At 65.5% G+C, this 19,112-nt stretch carries 12 protein-coding genes; 6 read left to right on the top strand and 6 right to left on the bottom strand.

All coding sequences use genetic code 11. The features are described 5' to 3' along the window. The first annotated feature begins 416 nt into the window (after positions 1–416). Complete coding sequence (locus tag AB4089_RS09290; RefSeq protein WP_441408995.1) at positions 417–953, top strand: hypothetical protein; 537 nt, start codon at positions 417–419, stop codon at positions 951–953. Here AB4089_RS09290 and AB4089_RS09295 read toward each other — a convergent pair. The 3 genes from AB4089_RS09295 to leuS all read right to left on the bottom strand — a co-directional run bounded on the left by AB4089_RS09295 (position 941) and on the right by leuS (position 4,956). Further along, positions 941–1,126 (bottom strand): hypothetical protein, encoded by a 186-nt coding sequence (locus AB4089_RS09295; protein WP_441408996.1) that lies wholly within the window; start codon positions 1,124–1,126, stop codon positions 941–943. The genes AB4089_RS09290 and AB4089_RS09295 overlap by 13 nt on opposite strands. Positions 1,127–1,240: 114 nt before the next feature. Then, on the bottom strand, positions 1,241–2,278 hold the full coding sequence (locus AB4089_RS09300; protein WP_441408997.1) for a DegV family protein: 1,038 nt from the start codon (positions 2,276–2,278) through the stop codon (positions 1,241–1,243). A gap of 146 nt (positions 2,279–2,424) precedes the next feature. Then, positions 2,425–4,956, bottom strand: a complete 2,532-nt coding sequence (leuS, locus tag AB4089_RS09305; protein WP_441408998.1) for a leucine--tRNA ligase — start codon at positions 4,954–4,956, stop codon at positions 2,425–2,427. A gap of 875 nt (positions 4,957–5,831) precedes the next feature. Between leuS and AB4089_RS09310 the strand changes: the two genes are divergently transcribed. From AB4089_RS09310 to AB4089_RS09325, 4 genes are read left to right on the top strand one after another with little or no spacing between them, the layout of a single operon-like run. Continuing rightward, positions 5,832–8,981, top strand: coding sequence for an efflux RND transporter permease subunit (locus tag AB4089_RS09310; protein ID WP_441408999.1), 3,150 nt, complete (start codon positions 5,832–5,834; stop codon positions 8,979–8,981). Then, the gene (locus AB4089_RS09315) at positions 8,978–9,436 is read left to right on the top strand and encodes a hypothetical protein (RefSeq protein WP_441409000.1); all 459 of its coding nucleotides are present in this window, start codon (positions 8,978–8,980) and stop codon (positions 9,434–9,436) included. Before AB4089_RS09310 ends, AB4089_RS09315 begins: the two co-directional genes overlap by 4 nt. A 1-nt stretch (position 9,437) precedes the next feature. Then, positions 9,438–12,581: an efflux RND transporter permease subunit gene (locus AB4089_RS09320; RefSeq protein ID WP_441409001.1), complete on the top strand. Its 3,144-nt coding sequence runs from the start codon at positions 9,438–9,440 to the stop codon at positions 12,579–12,581. A gap of 31 nt (positions 12,582–12,612) precedes the next feature. After that, a complete protein-coding gene (locus AB4089_RS09325; protein WP_441409002.1) occupies positions 12,613–13,545 on the top strand; it encodes a hypothetical protein in 933 nt (310 codons plus the stop codon). A gap of 132 nt (positions 13,546–13,677) precedes the next feature. Here the strand turns inward: AB4089_RS09325 and glpK are convergent, their stop codons facing one another. From glpK to AB4089_RS09340, 3 genes are all read right to left on the bottom strand, one after another. Next, on the bottom strand, positions 13,678–15,192 hold the full coding sequence (gene glpK / locus AB4089_RS09330) for a glycerol kinase GlpK (RefSeq protein WP_441409003.1): 1,515 nt from the start codon (positions 15,190–15,192) through the stop codon (positions 13,678–13,680). 108 nt (positions 15,193–15,300) lie between these two features. Next, positions 15,301–16,053 (bottom strand): MIP/aquaporin family protein, encoded by a 753-nt coding sequence (locus AB4089_RS09335; protein WP_441409004.1) that lies wholly within the window; start codon positions 16,051–16,053, stop codon positions 15,301–15,303. Positions 16,054–16,210: 157 nt separating this feature from the next. Next, a complete protein-coding gene (locus tag AB4089_RS09340; RefSeq protein WP_441409005.1) occupies positions 16,211–18,010 on the bottom strand; it encodes a glycerol-3-phosphate dehydrogenase/oxidase in 1,800 nt (599 codons plus the stop codon). A 123-nt stretch (positions 18,011–18,133) separates the two neighbouring features. Between AB4089_RS09340 and AB4089_RS09345 the strand changes: the two genes are divergently transcribed. After that, positions 18,134–19,096, top strand: a complete 963-nt coding sequence (locus AB4089_RS09345) for a sugar-binding transcriptional regulator (protein WP_441409006.1) — start codon at positions 18,134–18,136, stop codon at positions 19,094–19,096. Positions 19,097–19,112 lie beyond the last annotated feature (16 nt).

The following is a 19,112-nucleotide window of genomic DNA, read 5'->3' on the forward strand; positions in this document are numbered from 1 at the left end:
CGGCTGGGGGCAACCCTGATCGTCTGGATGTGTCAGCCAGGCGTCGAAAGCTGGTGTGCGATGGAAAGGTTGTTTTGGCCGGCAGCGGTCGTGGCCCTTAGTGGTGCCATGCTGCCGGCCCCGCCCGCAGTGGCAGACACAATTCAGGCCACCTCAACCCAGGTGGTCAACTTCTCACTCGACAGCAGTTTCTGTCCCCAGCACGGCCTCTACGGCATAGCGCATGTGACCGTTGACGGCACGGCAGGCATGAAGGCCGACCAGAACTTCATCTGGACCACCCAGACGGCCGCCACCTCTATCCACTCGGTTCCGCCGCAGGGCGCCGTCGCCAATGTCACCGTGGTCTACCACTGCAACGTCCAGGTGCTGTGGTGGGTGGAGCCAGGCGCAGCCCGGAAGGTGAGCGCCTCGCTGTGGGTCAACGGTTCGGGCCAGCAACCGAGCTACACCATCGGACCGAATCGGCCAGCCCCCACCCCGACGGCCGCGCCGGAACCAACGACCATTCCGGTTCCCTTGCCGGCCCCAGAACCAACGACCATTCCGGCTCCCGCACCAACAACCATCCGGGCCCCGGCGCCAACGACCATCCCGGCTCCGGCACCAACGGCTATTCCGGCTCCCGCACCAGCTACCGTCCAGGCTCCGGCACCAACAACCGTTCCAGCCCCTGCGCCAACGAACATCCCGGCTCCCCCGCCAACAACCGTCCCGGCTCCCCCGCCAACAACCGTCCAGGCTCCGCCACCAACAACCGTTCCAGCCCCTGCGCCAACAACCGTTCCGGCTCCCCCGCAAACGACCGCTCCAGTTCCAGGACCGACGCCTGCACCAACGTCAGCACCGACGTCTGCACCGGCCTCCGCGCCAGCGACCCCGCTGGTTCCAGGACTTACGATCACACCTACGCCGTGAGGCGAAGCGCCCGGCCGCCGCTTTACTTCTGGTAGGTGATGTAGGCCTCGTACTGCACCCGCCATTTGTCCGCAGCCTTGGGATCAGGCACGGTGGTGGTGAGGAACTGGACGCTAGTCACCTGGCCTTTGAGGTATTTGAGCCACTTCGTCACCTCTTCCGAAACGTCGCGGTCGAACTGGACTACGTGGTGCACCTGCATCGCCATGGCGGCCTCCGGTACGTTGGGTTTGGTGCAGTGACTGTACCCCCAACGCCCTCTCGCGGCCATAGCCCGGATAACCCAGAACCCAGAGCCCCCAGAGTCCCCAGCCCACAGCCCTCAGCCCGGACGGGTCTCATCCAGACTCGAACCGTCCGAAGGTGAGCTTGCAGAAATGGCGCTGCCGGGCGTACTGCCCTCACCCACAATCACCGCCAGCACACCCAGCCCGGCGTGGGCAGCCAGGACGGCCGGAAGGGCACTGATCTGGGCCGGCGGACAGGCGGGCAACGCTACCGCCAGGCGCCGGGCGAGCTCTTGGGCCTCGGACTCATTGCCGAAATGGTGCACGGCCAGCCTCGCCTGCCCGGCAGGACGCGTGGAGGCATCGGCGGCAACGATTTCCTCGAGCCGTGCGATCGCCTTCGCCGCGGACCGGACCTTTTCCAGCGGGATGATCCGGCCGTCGTCGACCGCCAGGATGGGCTTGATGGAGAACATCGTCCCCAAGAGCGAGGCCGCGGCCCCCACTCGGCCGCCCCGGCGCAACTGCTCCAGGCTCGGAACATAGAAGTAGACTTTGGTGCGATCCAGCCGGTCCTGCGCGAAGGCCAACACGTCGGCCGCGTTCCTGCCATCGGCCGCCGCGACGACAGCGCCCTGCACGCCCATCCCCTGGGCCATGCCAACTGTCCGGGAGTCGAGGACTTCTACCGGAATGCCGACCCGTTGGGCTGCAAGGCGGGCGGCGTCGGCAGTCCCGGACAGCTCGGCGGAAATATGGATCGAGACCACAGACTGGAAGCCACGTTCGCGGGCCTCCCGGTACGCGTGCTCAAACTGCCCTGGTGAAGGGCGGGAGGTCTTGACGGGCTTGCCGCTGGCCAGGGCAACGGCAATCGTCTCCGTGATGTCGTCTTCGCCCTCGCCGTAGATTTCGGCGCCGACCATGACGGGCATCGGAACCACCGTGAGCCTGCCGTCAGCGGCGAAAGCACGGATCCAGTCGGCGGGCAGCGCGGCGGCAGAGTCCGTAACCACGGCGACCTGCACGACGGCGGCCGGAGCCGCTTCGGGGACGGCGCCGCCCCGGCCCTGCCGAAGGCGTATCAGCCGCTCGCGCAGCCATGGCCAGCCTGACGGCTCGCGGTCTGGCACGAGGGACCTCCTGCTGCTCTGGGGACGCATGGACTTTCTCCGGCCAGGGCAATCCGTGCCGGTCACCTTAGCGACACTGGCCGCCGGCTACAGCCGGCGGCCCGTGTCAGTGCAGTGCCAGGCCAGTGTCAGGCCATCCCGCCCGGCTAGGCCGGGACGATGTTGACCAGTTTAGGCGCCCGCACGATCACCGTGCGGAGGGCGCGGCCGTCGAGGGCCCGCTGGACGTTTTCCGAGGCCAGCGCCAGTTCGCGCAGGTCCGCTTCGGAGATGTCCGGGGACACCTCCAGGCGGTCCCGCACCTTGCCCTGGACCTGGACGACGGCGGTGACCGTGTCCTCCACGAGCAAAGCGTCGTCGTGCGTGGGCCAGCCGGCGTTTGCGACCGACGCCGGGTGTCCCAGGACATTCCACAGGTCCTCGGCGGTGTACGGCGCGAACAGGCTCAGGATGACCGCAACGGCTTCCACGGCTTCACGGACCGCAGGGTCCGCGCCGCCGGCCCCCGTGGCTGCGTCAATGGTTTTGCGGGTCGCGTTGACCAGTTCCATCAGCTTTGCCACCACCACGTTGAACTTGTTGTGGTCAAGCAGGGTCTGCGCATCGGCGATCGTGCGGTGGGTGATGGTGCGCAGGGCACGGTCACCGGTGGAGAAGTCGACGCCGGGCGCGCTCGTTACGTCCTGGCCGAGCCGCCAGGCACGGGCCAGGAACTTCGCGGAGCCCGACGGCGATACGTCCGCCCAGTCGACGTCGTCCTCCGGCGGGGAGGCGAAGATCATGGTCAGGCGCACGGCGTCCACGCCGAACTTGTCCAGCTGCTCGCCAAGGTCGACGCCGTTGCCCAGGGACTTGCTCATGGCCTTGCCGCCGTTGAGCACTTGGCCCTGGTTCAGCAGCGCCCGGAACGGCTCGTCAGCATCGATCATGCCGAGGTCGTGGATGACCTTGGTGAAGAACCGCGCGTACAGCAGGTGCAGGATGGCGTGCTCGACGCCGCCGACGTACTGGCCCACCGGCATCCAGTCGTTGATCTTGGCCGGATCAAACGGGCCCTCGGTGTACTGCGGGGACACGAAGCGCAGGAAGTACCAGGACGAGTCCACGAAGGTGTCCATGGTGTCCGTGTCGCGCTTGGCCGGGCCGTGGCAGGAGGGGCACTCCACGTTGACCCAGTCCTCGACGGCGGCCAGCGGGGACGTGCCCTTCGGGGACAGGTCTTCGCCACGCAGGTCTGCCGGCAGGGTCACAGGCAGCTGATCGTCCGGGACCGGGACTTCGCCGCAGGCCGGGCAGTGGATGATGGGGATCGGGGTGCCCCAGAACCGCTGCCGGCTGAGCAGCCAGTCACGCAGGCGGAAGTTCACGAACTTCTCGCCTGTGCCCAGCTCGCGCAGGATCTCGATGGCGGCCGGGATGGCCTCGGCCTTGGGCAGCCCGTCGAGGCCGCCGGAGTTGATCAGCGTTCCCTCGCCGGAGGTCGCGATGCCCGTGGTTGCGGGATCTTCCTCGCCGGTGTCCAGCACAGCCCGGACGGGCAGGTCAAAGGTCCGGGCGAAGTCGAGGTCGCGCTGGTCATGGGCCGGCACAGCCATGATGGCGCCGGTGCCGTAGTCGGCCAGGACGTAGTCGGCGGCCCAGACGGGCAGCTTCTCGCCGTTGAGCGGGTTGGTCGCGTAGCGCCCGGTGAAGACGCCGGTCTTCTCGCGCTCGGTGGACTGGCGCTCGATCTCCGACAGTGCCTTGACCTGTTCGCGGTAGGCGTCCAGGGCGGGGGCGTGCTCGTCGGTGACCAGTTCGACGGCGAGAGGCGCGTCGGCGGCGACGACGAAGAACGTGGCGCCGTAGAGGGTGTCCGGGCGGGTCGTGAAGACGGTGACGTCCTTGGCGGCCTTGCCGCCGTCGGCCTCGATCACGAAGTTGACGTGGGCGCCCTCGGAGCGGCCGATCCAGTTCTTCTGCATGGCGAGGACGCGCTCGGGCCAGTGCCCGCGCAATTCGTCCATGTCATCGAGCAGTCGGTCCGCGTAGTCGGTGATCTTGAAGTACCACTGGTTCAAGGACTTCTTGGTGACGGGGGTGCCACACCGCTCACAGGCGCCATTGACTACCTGCTCGTTGGCCAGCACGGTCTGGTCCTTGGGGCACCAGTTGACCGGCGAATTCTTGCGGTACGCCAGTCCGCGGTCGTAGAACCGCGTGAACAGCCACTGGGTCCAGCGGTAGTACTCCGGGTCGGAGGTGTGCAGCCGGCGGGACCAGTCCGCCGAGATGGCGTAGCGCTTGAACGACGCCGCCTGGGTGTCAATGTTGGCGTACGTCCACTCGCTGGGGTGCGCGTTGCGCTTGATCGCGGCGTTCTCCGCCGGGAGGCCGAAGGAGTCCCAGCCAATCGGGTGCAGCACGTCGTAGCCCTGCTGGCGCAGGTAGCGGGCCACGACGTCGCCCATCGCGAACGCCTCGGCGTGGCCCATGTGAAGGTCACCGGACGGATACGGGAACATGTCCAGCACGTAGCGGCGTTCCTTGGAACCGTCGTCGAGCGGCGTGAAGACCTTCAGGTCTTCCCAGACCTGCGGCCATTTGGCTTCCATCGCCGCGAAGCTGTAGGCACCTTCCTCGGGCCCCTCCGCCGCGGCTGCCGGCGATCCGGTCTGTGTTTCCGGCTGAACGCTCACTGCTGGCCTCTTCTGTTCTATGCGGCCTGTTATCCCAAGCCTGTCTACCTTCAGGCCTGCCTGCCGCCAGGCCTGTTCACCTTCAAGTCTGCACTGTCGCGGCCGGCTGCCCGGCCCTGACTCCATGCTGTCTGTACGTCGCACTCATGCTGTAACAACCTGCTTTGCGGTTCGGAATATACCCCGGACACACAAAAGCCCCTCGACATGGAGGGGCCGCCGCTCGGCAATCCGAGTCTCTTCGGGATCGAGGTCTCGTCGGGATGCCGGGCGGCTAGCTAAGAAGAAGCACTGCGCGCATAGGACCACTTTAGCCCCTTGGGCTGGCTCGTGCGGAACCGCGGGCCCGGCGCCGCCCGGGAGCCACCACGGAACCGGCCTCCCGGCACCCTTCGCAGACAACTGTGCCCAAAATTGTTACAAATGACATACCTATGGATTAGCAGTACTTACTGCCAGTCTCAGAATGTCGTGGGCGCGTAGTCAAAACGGAAATTCAAGTATCCATCCGCGGAAAAGCAAGTAATTAATTCACCGGCACTTGGGTGAATTAATGCAGGGCGGCGACCAGTTCCAAGAAGTTCTCTCCAGAAGCGCATTATGCGACCCAAAGCTGGGAGAAACCCGTGAAAACACGCGGCCGTGACCCGTAATTTTCAACCTTGCCAAACGATTCCGATGGGGACACTATTCGATAAAGGTCAGCAATCGGGATCTCTTGGGGGGATTCGCAAATGGTCTCGGGTTGAGGAGCCTGTCATGTATCACTTGCGCAATTTTTCCGTGCAACCGCCGGACACCCCCGCTGGCCGCCGTCGCGCCGCCAGCGCCCGGAAACAGGTCTAGCCATGTTCGGATGGATTACCCGTTTCAGTATGCAGTTCCGCATCCTGGTTCTCGCCATGGCCGCCGGCCTCATTACCTTCGGGGTAGTGAACGTTCCAAACGTCGCCATCGACAGCATGCCGGAGTTTGCCCCCGCGCACGTCGAGATCCAGACCGAGGCCTTGGGCCTGTCAGCTGCCGAAGTCGAGCAGCTCATCACCGCACCGATGGAAGCCGACCTGTTAAATGGGGTGGCGTGGCTCGATGAAATCCGGTCAAAGTCCGTTCCGGGCCTGTCTTCAATCGAATTGGTATTCGAGCCCGGTACCGATCTTCTGCGCGCGCGCCAGCTCGTCGCAGAACGCATGACCCAGGCCCACGCACTGCCGAACGTCTCGGCACCGCCCTTGATCATGCAGCCGATGTCCTCCACCAGCCGTGTCCTTATGGTCCGGATGAACTCCCAGCAGCTTTCCGGGATCGAAATGTCGGTCCTGGCCCGGTGGAAGATCAAGCCGCGGCTGATCGGCATTCCGGGGGTCGCCAACGTTTCCATTTGGGGACAGCGCGAACAGCAGCTCCAGGTCGAGGTGACCCCGACGCAGCTCCGGGACAAGGGCATCACCCTCGAACAGGTCATCAAGACCACGGGCAACGCCGTCTGGGTGTCTCCGCTGAGCTTCCTTGAGGCGTCAACCCCCGGCACGGGCGGATTCGTCGAGTCGCCGAGCCAACGTCTGGGCATCCAGCACGTCTTGCCCATCAGAACGCCGGCGGACCTGTCCAAGGTCAGCGTCGAGGACGCCCCATCCCCCATGCTCCTCGGTGACATTGCCCAGGTGAAAGAGGACCACCAGCCACTGATCGGCGACGCCGTTGTCGGCCAGGACGCAGGCCTGCTGCTGGTCGTGGAGAAGTTCCCCGGAACCAGCACGATGCAGGTCACCAAGGACATCGAAGCTGCCCTGAACGACCTGCAGCCCGGGCTCTCCGGAATCCAGATGGACACGTCCGTCTTCCGGCCCGCCTCGTTCCTGCAAGATACCGTGGACGGACTCGGCGTGGCGCTGCTGGTCAGCCTCCTGATCGCCGTCCTGCTCTTCTGGCTCCTCTTCCGTTCCTGGCGCGTGGCCGTGATCGCCCTCGTGGCCATCACCACAACCGTCATGGCCGCGGGAGTGGTTCTGTACCTGTTTGACTCCACACTGAACATCTCGGTTCTCGCCGGCATCATTCTGGGCGTCTCCGTGATTGTGGGAGACATCGTGGAGGATGTCCAGGCCCAGCGGCGCCGTACACTGCGGACCACCGCAACCGAGACTGAAGCCACGATCAGGTTCCGGATGGTCCAACTGGTCCGCGGCGTCCGCACGCCGCTGTTCCACGGTTCCCTCGTCATGGTTCTCGCGCTGGTTCCGACGCTGTTCGTCACAGGGGTCGGCGGTGCGTTCTTCCAGCCCCTGTTCTGGTCGATGGCGCTGGCGCTGGCCGTGTCCATGGTGGTGGGTTTGTCCCTGACGCCGGTCCTTGCGTATCTCCTGCTTCCCGGCGAGAGCGCCCCGCGGGCCGAATCGTCCGCGGTTCTCCGGGCGCGGTCGTACTACGACCGGGCCCTCGAGGGCGCACGTTCCCGCACCGCGCTCGGCGTCGTCGCAGTCGCCGTCGTCGGCCTGCTGGGACTCGCCGCCGCATCACAACTGATCGGAAACCGGGCGGTCGTTCCGACGATCCCGGACCGAACGCTTCTGGTGCAGTGGGACTCGATGGCCGGCACGTCCAACGATGAGGTCCGCCGCGTGGCGTCGAAGGCGTCCGATGAGCTGCGGACCCTGTCAGGAGTGTCGGGAGTCGGCGGGCACATCGGCCGCGCCATCTCCTCTGACCAGGTGGTCGGGAACAGCTCTGCCGAACTCTGGGTATCCATTACGCCGGATGCCAACTTCAGCGAAACGGAGCAGGCTGTCCGCGACGTCGTCCAGGGCTACCCGGGCATCGCCCACAACGTGGTGAACTACTCCCAGCAAAAGATCGGCCAACAGCGCAGCACCATGGATCCGGGCTTCGCCGTCCGCGTGTTCGGGACCGATATGCCGGTCCTGCGCGAGAAGGCCGAAGAGGTCCGCAAGGCCATTGAAAAGGTCGACGGCGTGAAGAACCCGACGATCAACGCCAGCGCCATGACGCCAGTCGTCGAAGTGGAGGTCAACCTTGAGCTGGCGCAAAAGTTCGGCATCAAACCTGGCGACGCCCGCCGCGCCGCTGCGGCACTCATGCAAGGCATTGTCGTTGGCAACCTCTTCGAACAGCAGAAGGTCTTCGAAGTCGTGGTGCGCGGCGCGGTTGATGTCAGGGATGACCTGACCAGCATCCGTGAACTCCTGCTCGACACGCCAAGCGGCGGCCAGGTCCAGCTGGGCCAGATTGCCGATGTCCGGCTCGTTCCCAATGAGGTGGTGATCATGCACGATGACACCTCGCGCCGGATCGATGTCGTGGCCGACGTCAGCGGACGGCCGCTGGCCGATATCCAGCGCGATATCACCGCGGCGATCGGGCAGATCCAGTTCCCGCTGGAATACCACGCCGAAATCCCCACGAAGTACAGTGAACAACTGGCCGGGGACGCCCTGGTTCTCTGGATCGGCGCGGCCGCCCTCATAGCGATCCTGCTCCTTCTCCAGACAGCCGTGCGGAGCTGGCGGCTGGCGCTTGCCGTCTTCCTTTCCCTGCCGGCCGCGCTGGCCGGAGCTGCAATAGCAGCGTGGATCGCAGGGGGCGCCGTCAGCGTGCTGGCGCTCACGGCGTTTGCCGCTGTGCTGGCCGTCGCTGCCCGCAACGCGGCGCTGCTCTCGGCCCGGACGGATGACCTGTGGCGGGCAGCCCCGCACGAACCCCGCGACACGGTCGTCATGCAGGCAGCGCGGGACCGGGTGTCGCCCATCCTGAAGGCCGCCCTGATCACGGTGGCGATCCTGATCCCGCCGGGGCTCTTTGGCGGCGCCGTGGGCGCGGCTCTCCTGGGCCCGATGGCCCTGATCATCATGTGCGGACTCATCACTACAACTCTCATCGGGATCTTCGTGCTCCCCCTGCTCGCACTCTGGTTCGGGCCCCGGTCCGCCCCTGAAGAGTGGGCAGAAGTCTACGAGGCCGAGCATCCCGTCCAGCCCGTTACGCAGGAAAAGGTGGAAGCAAAATGACCAGCCAACAGCCCCTGCGGCGCCTGCCCCTGGCGGCCGCTGTATGCGCAGCAATTCTGTTCGCGGTGCCGGCATGCGCCCAGACGACGGCGGCAGCCCCCGCCGCCGTCGCGGCCAACGAACCCGCCAAGGTGGAAAAGAACGCCGCGACGGGCATCGCAAAACTGACCCTGACCGAAAAGGGGATCGAGCGCCTCGACCTGCAAACCGAGACCGTCAAGGCCGGTACGGGGAAGGACGTCCTCGTGCCTTACGCAGCTCTGCTCTATGACGCCAGCGGAAAGACCTGGGTTTACACCAACCCGGCCCCGCGGGTCTACCAGCGGGCGCCTGTCACGGTGGCCAAGGTGGAGTCCGGGGTGGTTACCGCCTCGACCGGCCCCGCGGTGGGCACCGTGATCGTGACTGTCGGCGCGGCGGAACTCTTCGGCGCTGAATTCGATACGGCACATTGACATGCGCCGGATTGTCGCTGCAAGTCTGAGGTTCCGGTCGATCATCATTGCGATGGCGGCCGCCCTCATGATCGTGGGCGGCGCGCAACTGAGCAGTGCTTCGGTGGATGTTTTCCCGGAGTTTGCACCGCCCCGTGTCGAGGTCCAGACGGCATGCCTGGGACTCACCGCCTCCGAAGTTGAGGAACTGGTGACGGTTCCGATGGAGGAGGCCTTCAACGGCATCGACGGGCTTGACCAGATGCGGTCGAAGTCGGTGTCGCAGTTGTCCGCCATCGTGATGGAATTCAAACCCGGAACCGATCTGCTCACCGCCAGGCAGCTGGTGTCGGAGCGGATGGCAACGGTCATTCCGACGCTGCCCACCTGGGCTGCGCCTCCGCTGATGCTCCAGCCGTTGTCCTCCACCAGCCGTGTCATGAAGATCGGGCTGTCCTCCGACTCCCGTTCCCTGATCGAGATGTCCATGATTTCCTACTGGAATATCAGGGCGCATCTCTTGCGGGTGCCGGGCGTCGCCAATGTGGCCATCTGGGGAGAACGGCTCCAGATGCTGCAGGTCCAGGTTGATCCCGCCAAGCTGGCAGCAAACAAGGTGACGCTGGAAAACGTCATGAATTCCACGTCCGATGCCTTGGACGCCGGCCTGCTCAAGTACTCCCCCGGCGCCCTGATCGGCACCGGAGGGGCGCTGGAAACGCCCAGCCAGAGCCTGGGCATCAGGCACGTGCAACCCATCACTTCTCCGGCGGACCTTGCCCAGGTGCCACTGGAGGAGCGCGAGGGGCTGACTCCCCTGAAGCTCGCTGACGTGGCAACCGTCGTGGAAGACCACCAGCAGTTGATCGGTGACGCGGTCATCAACGGCGGCCCCGGCCTCATGCTGATTGTCGAGAAGCTGCCATGGGGCAACACGCTCGAAGTCACGCGCGGGGTTGAGGAGGCGCTCAGGGAACTGCAGCCCGGCCTGACCGGGATCGAGGTCGACACAACCCTGTTCCGGCCTGCCTCGTTCATCGAGGAGTCCCTCGGCAACCTGAGCCTGGCCCTCCTGCTGGGCTGTTTCCTGGTGGTCCTGGTGCTCAGCGTGTTCCTGTTCCAGTGGAGGACGGCGCTGGTCAGTGTCATGGCCATCCCGTTGTCCCTGGTTGCCGCGGCCCTGGTGCTGTACTGGACCGGGGGAACGATCAACACCATGGTGCTCGCCGGGCTGGTGATCGCTGTCGGGGTCGTTGTGGATGACGCCATCATCGACGTCGAGAACATCGTCCGGCGGCTGCGGCACCACCGGGCCAGCGGCGGGACCGAGAGCACCGCCCGGGTGGTGGTCAATGCCTCCCTGGAGGTCCGCGGACCCATCGTCTACGCCACTTTGATTATCGTCGCCGCCACGGTGCCGATCTTCTTCCTGGACGGACTCACGGGCGCGTTCTTCCGGCCCCTGGCAATCTCCTACACCCTCGCCGTGATGGCGTCCATGCTGGTGGCCCTCACGGTCACACCCGCCATGGCGTACATCTTCCTGCGCAACGCCAAACTGGAGGACCGGGATCCGCCGGTGGTCCGGGTTCTCAAACGCTGGTATGGCAAGGCCCTGCGGCCCATCGTGAGGAGGCCGCTCCCCGGCTACCTCGCCGTTGCGGCGCTCGGCGTCGCCGGAATCGTGGCGGCCCCGCTCCTGGGCCAGTCGCTGCTGCCCTCATTCAAGGAACGCGACTTCCTCATGCACTGGGTCACGCAACCTGGCACCTCAAATGCCGAGGAAGTGCGCGTCAGCCAGCTGGCCTGTAAGGAGCTGATGACCATCCCGGGCGTCAACAACTGCGGGTCCCACATCGGCCAGGCCTTTGCCGCCGATGAGGTGGTGGGCGTGAACTTCGGTGAGAACTGGATCAGCGTCGACCCCTCGGTCGACTACGACAAGACCCTGGCATCCATCCAGCAGGTCGTGGACGGCTACCCCGGCATCCACCGGGACGTCCAGACCTACCTCAAGGAACGTGTCCGTGAAGTGCTCACCGGCACCGGCTACTCGATCGTCGTGCGTGTGTACGGCGATGACCTGAACACGCTGAAGAAACAGGCGGACCAGGTCAAGACCGTCCTTGCCGGGATCGAGGGGGCAATCGGAGCCAAAGTTGCCCTGCAGGTCAACGTCCCCCAGGTGGACGTCGAGGTGGACCTGGACGCCGCCAACAGGTACGGGCTCAAGCCCGGTGACGTCCGCCGGGCCGCCGCCACCCTGGTTTCCGGCGAAGAGGTCGGCGACGTGTATCGCGACGGCAAGGCCTACGACGTCCAGGTCTGGAGTCCTCCCGAGATCCGGACCAGCGTCACGAGCATCCAGAACCTTCCCCTGGACACCCCCAGCGGACAGACGATCCGGGTGGCCGATGTCGCCAAGATCTCGGTCAAGCCCACTCCCAACGTCATTGAGCGTTCGGAAGGCTCCCGCCGTCTGGATGTCAGCGCCAACGTCAAGGAAGGCGATCTCGCAAAAGTCGTCGAGAAACTCGAGTCCGAGCTCAAATCCGTGGAGTTCCCCACGGGCTACAGCGCGGACATCCTGGGCGAGTACGCAGAGCGGCAGGCCGCCTCACAACGGCTTCTGCTCTTCGCGATCGGCGCCGTGATCGTGGTGTATCTCCTGCTCCAGGCGGCCTTCCGCAGCTGGCGGCTGGCCACCCTTGCCATACTGACGTTGCCGGTCGCCCTGGTGGGCGGGGTGATCGCCGCGCACATGAGCGGCGGAATCCTGTCCCTCGGCTCGCTTGTCGGGTTCCTGACCGTGATGGGGATCGCCGCCCGCAACGGCATCCTGCTCATCAACCACTGCCAGCATCTGGAGCAGTTCGAGGGCGTGCCGTTTGGCCGGGGCCTGGTGCTGCGCGGCGCGGCCGAACGCCTGTCACCAATCCTGATGACCACCCTCGCCACCGCACTCGCCCTGGTACCGCTGGTGGTCCTGGGTACCCGGCCCGGCCATGAGATCGAGCATCCCATGGCCGTGGTGATCCTCGGTGGGCTGGTGACCTCGACACTGGTCAACCTGTTCATCGTTCCATCCCTCTACCTCCGGTTCGCCAAGAAGGGTCCGGCGCGTGAACGCGGGCCCCGAGAGCCGGAAGCCGTACCAGCCGCCTAGAAACCACAACAACAATTGAGAGGCCAGTCAGATGACTCCACGAACTAAGAGATTAACCGCCTACGGCTCCGCGCTCTTGTTGGTGGTGGCATCGCTAACGTCGGCGACGGCGGCAGCGGCCGCCGTGCCGGCGGCCGTCAGTTCCCAGGAACTGTGCGGCCCCGGCTCGGCGATCCACTTCAACCGGGCGGACTTCCCGGCGAACCCGGTGATCGACAACAAATGGAACCCGCTCAAACCCGGCATGCAGTTCACCACTACAGGCGAGGTGAAGTCCGCGGACGGCAGCGTGAGCGCCCACTCGGTCGTTCACACCGTGACCGGGCTGACCAAGGTGATCAACGGCGTCAAGACCCTGGTCTTGTGGGACCGGGATTATTCAGACGGCGTCCTGGCCGAGTCAGAACTCGCCTTCTTCGCCCAGTCGAAGAGGACGGGCAGCGTCTGGCTCTTCGGCGAATACCCGGAGGAGTACGACAACGGAAAGTTGAGCGGCGCGCCCAGCACTTTTATCAGCGGAATCGATAAGGCGCAGGCCGGGACCGCCATACAGGGAACCCCCCACCGCAACACCCCGGCCTATGTACAGGCCTACGCACCCAGCGTGGACTTCCTTGACTGCGGCCGGGTGTTGTACAAGAACCAGCGGGTCTGCGTTAAGACAGGTTGCTACAACGATGTGCTGGTGATCGATGAGTTCAACCCACTGGACCCGCCGAGCGCCGGCCACCAGCGGAAGTTCTACTCGGCCGGGACCGGGCTCGTCAAAGTAACCGCCGTCAGTGGAGCGGACCAGGAGTTCATGGACCTCGTGAAGATCAAGAAGCTCAGCAATGCGGAGCTCCAAAGCGTCAATGCGCAGGCACTGAAACAGGACAAGCGCGGCTACACGGTCAGCAAGGACGTCTACGCCAAGACGCCCCGCGCTGTCGTGACAACCACGACTACGGGGCCCGTGTCCTGAGCGGCTCCGGGCGGCTGACGCGGACACACAGCTGACGCGGAAACAAAGAAGAGCTCCGACCAGGGATCCTGGCCGGAGCTCTTCTTTTGCTGCCTGCCGAAGCCGTGGCTACCGGCGGGTCAGGGTGATCGGCTACTTGACGTCGTCGTCCACCCAGTCCATGGACTTGGTGACGGCCTTCTTCCAGAGACGCATCTGGCGTTCCCGTTCGGCCTGGTCCATTTGCGGCTCCCACCGCTTGTCTTCGGCCCAGTTGGCCGAGCATTCGCCCAGATCCTTCCAGAATCCGACCGCCAGGCCGGCCGCGTAGGCTGCGCCCAGGGCGGTGGTCTCGACCACCTTCGGCCGGATCACCGGCACGCCGAGGATGTCCGCCTGGAACTGCATGAGGGCGTCGTTGGCGACCATGCCGCCGTCGACCTTCAGTTCCGTCAGCGGCACGCCGGAATCGGCGTTGACGGCGTCCAGCACCTCACGGGTCTGGAAGGCCGTGGCCTCCAGGGCCGCGCGGGCGATGTGGTTCTTGTTCACATAGCGGGTCAGGCCCACAATGGCGCCGCGGGCATCGGAACGCCAGTAAGGCGCGAAGAGGCCGGAGAACGCCGGCACAATGTACACGCCGCCGTTGTCCTCCACCGAGGCCGCGAGGGTCTCGACCTCCGGGGCGCTGCTGATCAGGCCGAGGTTGTCACGCAGCCACTGGATCAACGAACCCGTGACGGCGATGGAGCCCTCCAGCGCGTAATGCGGCGCCGCGTCGCCGAGCTTGTAACCCACGGTGGTCAGCAGCCCGTTCTTGGAATGGATGATTTCCTCGGCCGTGTTGAAGATCAGGAAGCAGCCCGTGCCGTACGTGTTCTTGGCTTCACCGGCCTCGAATGCCGCCTGGCCGAACGTGGCCGCCTGCTGGTCGCCCAGGATGCCGGCCACGGGAACCTCGCGCAGCAGCTGGGAGGTGTGCACCGTGCCGTAGACCTCGGAGGAGGACTTGATGGTCGGCATCATGGAGGCCGGGACGCCGAACGCGTCCAGGATCTCCTGGTCCCAGGACAACGTCTCGAGGTCCATGAACATGGTCCGCGAGGCGTTGGTGACGTCGGTGACGTGCACTCCGCCGTCGGTCCCGCCGGTCAGGTTCCAGAGCACCCAGCAGTCGGTGTTGCCGAAGACCAGGTCACCGGCCTCCGCCTTGGCCCGGGCGCCCTCGACGTTGTCCAGGATCCACTTGATCTTGGTGCCCGAGAAGTAGGTCGCCAGCGGCAGGCCCACCTTCTGCTTGAACCGCTCCGGGCCTCCCTCCTTCGCCAGCTCGTCCACGATCGACTGCGTGCGGGTGTCCTGCCAGACGATGGCGTTGTAGATCGCCTCGCCGGTGGTCTTGTCCCACACGACCGCGGTTTCGCGCTGGTTGGTGATGCCGACGGCGGCGATGTCGTGCCGGGTCAGGTTCGCCTTGGACAGGGCCGAGCCGATCACTTCGCGGGTGTTGTTCCAGATTTCAGCGGGGTTGTGCTCTACCCAGCCAGCCTGGGGGAAGATCTGCTCGTGCTCCATCTGGCCGGAGGAGACGATGCTGCCGCTGTGGTCGAAGACGATGGCGCGGGTGCTCGTGGTGCCCTGATCGATAGCGACTACGTACTGGTTCATAGTGAGACGTCCTTGTCTGTTTGGCGTGTCTGTTTAGCGTGTCTGTTTAGCGTGTCTGTTTTGCATGGCAGTTGGTCTGGCAATTAATGAACTGGCAGTTAGTGACTGTTAGTGAGGGATTGCGGGGACGATGAACGGCACGATTGCTGCCACGAGGCCGCCGAGTCCGCCGCCGATGAGGGGTCCGACGACCGGGATCCAGGAGTAGCTCCAGTCGGAGGACCCCTTGCCCTTGATGGGGAGCAGAGCGTGCGCGATGCGCGGACCCAGGTCACGGGCCGGGTTGATGGCGTAGCCGGTGGGACCACCGAGGGAAACACCGATGCCGACAACAAGCAGGGCCACCGCGAGCGGGCCGAGCCCGGAAGGTGTCCCGCCGAAGGTCAGGATGACGAACACGAGGACAAAGGTGCCGATGATCTCGGTGACCAGGTTCCACGGGTTCGAGCGGATCGCCGGGCCGGTGGAGAAGACGGCCAGCTGGCTGGCTGGCTCGGTTTCGACATCAAAGTGCTGCCGGTAGGCCAGCCACATGATGACGGCGCCCAGGAAGGCACCGGTCAGTTCACCGCCGAAGTAGGTCAGGGTTGAGGCGAAATCGACCGGAACGCCGGGAGCGTACAACCTCTTGCCGTTGACCAACAGGCCAAAAGTCACGGCCGGGTTCAGGTGCGCACCTGAGATGGCGGCAACATAGACACCGGAGAAGACGGCAATGCCCCATCCCCAGGTCACCATCAGGAACCCGCCGTTGTTGCCCTTGGTGCCTTTGAGCGCAACGTTGGCCACCACGCCGCAACCCAGCAGGGTAAGCATGGCGGTACCGAATAATTCGGATAGGAAAACTATTCCAAGAGACATCTTTGACTCCTCTATCTTCTGTTGTCGGCCTCCGCGAGTTTGAAGGGCCGTGGGGCCGGCAGCATGTTGGTGCTGCCGGCCAGCCACTGCGCCGGCCGCCGGGGCGGACCGCGCAGTGCTTGCACCCGGGCTTCCCTGCCCGGGCACGCAAGTCGTATCAGGCGACCAGGCTGTGGACCCGGACGCCGTGGAACCGCAGAAGCACCTCCTGTGCGTGGCTGATCTCCATGGCCCGGCGAGCCGCGTCCCAGCCGAGCGGGCCCGAAAGGATGTCGGCAACTTCGTTCAGGAGTTCCCCGGTCACGAGCCCCCGGAAGGCCAGGGAGGTGCGGCGGATCAGGACATCCACGAGGTGTCCGACCTGCTCGTTCGCCGCCATGAACTCCAGTTCGCGGGTGCTGAGCTCACGGGTGGAATGCAGCAGCCTGTCCGGTTGACGGGCCGGGGCCCCGTCCAGGAAGCGGATGACCTCTTCGGCACGGGTGCCGTAGCGGGTCAGCAGCCCGGTGACGCGGGCGGCGTCGCGGCCGGCGGACATGTGGGCCTTGATCCACCGCTGGACGCCGTCCTCGCTGTCCGGGAACCCTGCGCCGCCGCCGATGGCGAGCTTCGCCGTCGAGACTTTCCGTTCCATGCCGAGCTCGGCCAGGACATCGTTGCTCAGGTGCTCGGCGAGGGCCCGGAACGTGGTCCACTTGCCGCCCACGAGGCTGAGGACCGCCCCGCCTGGCGCCGCACGGCGTTCGATCCGGTAGTCCCGGCTGACGAACCCGGGCTGGGTGGCGTCGTGCTTCGGCAGCGGGCGCACGCCGGAGAACGTATAGACGATCTGGCCCCGGTCCACCTGGATGTCGGGGAAGACGTGGCCGATCAGGTCAAAGAAGTAGTCGATTTCCGCCTCGGTGCAGACTGCATCCTCAGCCATGTCGGCGTCGACGTCGGTGGTGCCGACCAGAACGCGGTCCCCCATCGGATAGATCAGCACAATCCGGCCGTCCGTGTGTTCGAAGAAGATCTCGCGGCCGTTGCACGCCGCGAGCAGCTCCGGGTGGTCCAGCACGATGTGCGAGCCTTTGGTTCCACCCATGAAGGACGACGCCGCCCCCATGGCCTCGTTGGTCAGGTCCACCCAGGCGCCGGTGGTGTTCACGATGACGTCGGCGGTGAAGTCGAAGACTTCGCCGGTCAGCTCGTCGCGGAGCTGGACGGTGGTGCCGGTTCCGTCCGCTGCTCCCAGAGCGGCAGCCCTGGCGTCCTTAGAGGAGGTGCCCTGCGAAACGAAAGAAACGTAGTTGCTGGCCCGAGCCAGGTGGCTGTCCACGCCGCCGGCCTTCTCGCCGTCCTGGAGCACATCGAGGGTGAGGCGCTCGGGATTGTGGACGGACGCGTCAAAGTAGGTGGCCGCGTATTTGATCCCGGGGTGCAGGCGGGGCAGCTCGGCCAGGGCGCGCTTGCGTCCGCGGAACTGGTGGCGCGGAACCGTGCCGCCGTCGCGGGAGAAGAAGTCATACATGCTGAGGCCGAGCTTGATCAGGAACGCTCCGCGCTCGGTGTGCTTACCCTGCTTGTGGGTCAGGAAGCGCATCGGGGCGGCCAGGACCCCGGAGAACGTGCTGAAGATCGGGATCGTGGTCTGCAGCGGCTTGACGTAGTGCGGTGCAATCCGCAGGAGCCGGTTGCGTTCAACCACGGATTCCTGGACCAGGCGGAACTCGCCATTCTCGAGGTACCGGATGCCGCCGTGGATCATGTGGGACGATGCGCCACTGGCGCCCTGGCAGTAGTCGCCGCGCTCAACGAGCGCCACGTCGACGCCCTGGAGGGCCAGGTCGCGGAACGTGCCCACGCCGTTGATGCCGCCTCCGATGATCAGCACCTGCGCGTGCCGCCGCGTCCGCAGCTTCTGCACCGAGGCGCGGTGGTTCGCCGGTGTGCCGACTGAGTCCTTCTGTCCCAAAACTGCTCCCTTGGGTTTGGTTCTGTGCGGCACGCCCGGGGCGCGGCGCCGTTCAACACTATTCTTTGGAGTAATGGAAAATGGTGTCAAGCACTATGCACAAACGTGCAGACGGGAAATTTCATGACCCTTTCACGCCAGTCCGACGCCCTCCGCGCGGCGCAGCTGTATTACCTCCAGGACCTGACAATGGACGCCATTGCACGGGAGCTGCGGACGTCCCGGTCCACGGTTTCGCGGCTGCTGTCGGCGGCGCGCGATTCGGGTCTGGTGCAGATCCAGATCCGCAGCCCGTTGGATACCGGTCCCGAACTGGAAAGCATGATCCGGGCCGAATACAAGGTGGACGTGCATGTCGTTCCGGTGGTGGACACCCTCAATGAGGCGGAAACACTGGACCGCGTGGCCATGCAGGCCGCCCGGACGATCGGTCCGCTGGTGGATTCCAACGCCATCATCGGCGTCGCCTGGGGCTCCACCCTGAGCGCCGTGAGCCGGCACCTGACCCGCAAGATCACCCACGACAGCGTGATCGTGCAGCTCAACGGTGCCGGGAACATGCAGACCACCGGTATCACCTACGCCTCGGACATCATGCGGCGGTTCGGCAGCGCCTACGGTGCACGGGTGGAGCAGTTTCCCGTGCCGGCCTTCTTCGACCACGCCACGACCAAAACGGCCATGTGGAATGAGCGCAGTGTTCAACGCATCCTGGAGCTGCAGGCCAGGATGAGCATCGCGATCTTCGGCGTCGGATCGGTCGACGCCGACTACCCCAGCCACGTCTACGCCGGCGGTTACCTCGATGAAGACGACCTGATCGTCCTCGCCAACTCCGATGTGGTCGGTGACGTCGCCACCGTGTTCTTCCGCGCTGACGGGTCCTCGGACGGCATCACCCTCAATGAGCGGTCCACCGGCCCGGACCTGGCCCAGCTCCGCCAGGTGCGGCGCCGCATCTGCGTCGTGTCCGGTGCGTCCAAGATCAACGGGCTCCGGGGGGCGCTGGCGGCGGGCCTGGCCACAGACCTGATCCTGGACGAGGCCAGCGCCCGCAGGCTGGTCCGCTTCGACGGCCTGGGCTGAGCGGCGTGCGGGAGCG

It is taken from the genome of Arthrobacter sp. 2MCAF15 (assembly GCF_052115605.1).
Classification (GTDB): Bacteria; Actinomycetota; Actinomycetes; order Actinomycetales; family Micrococcaceae; genus Arthrobacter.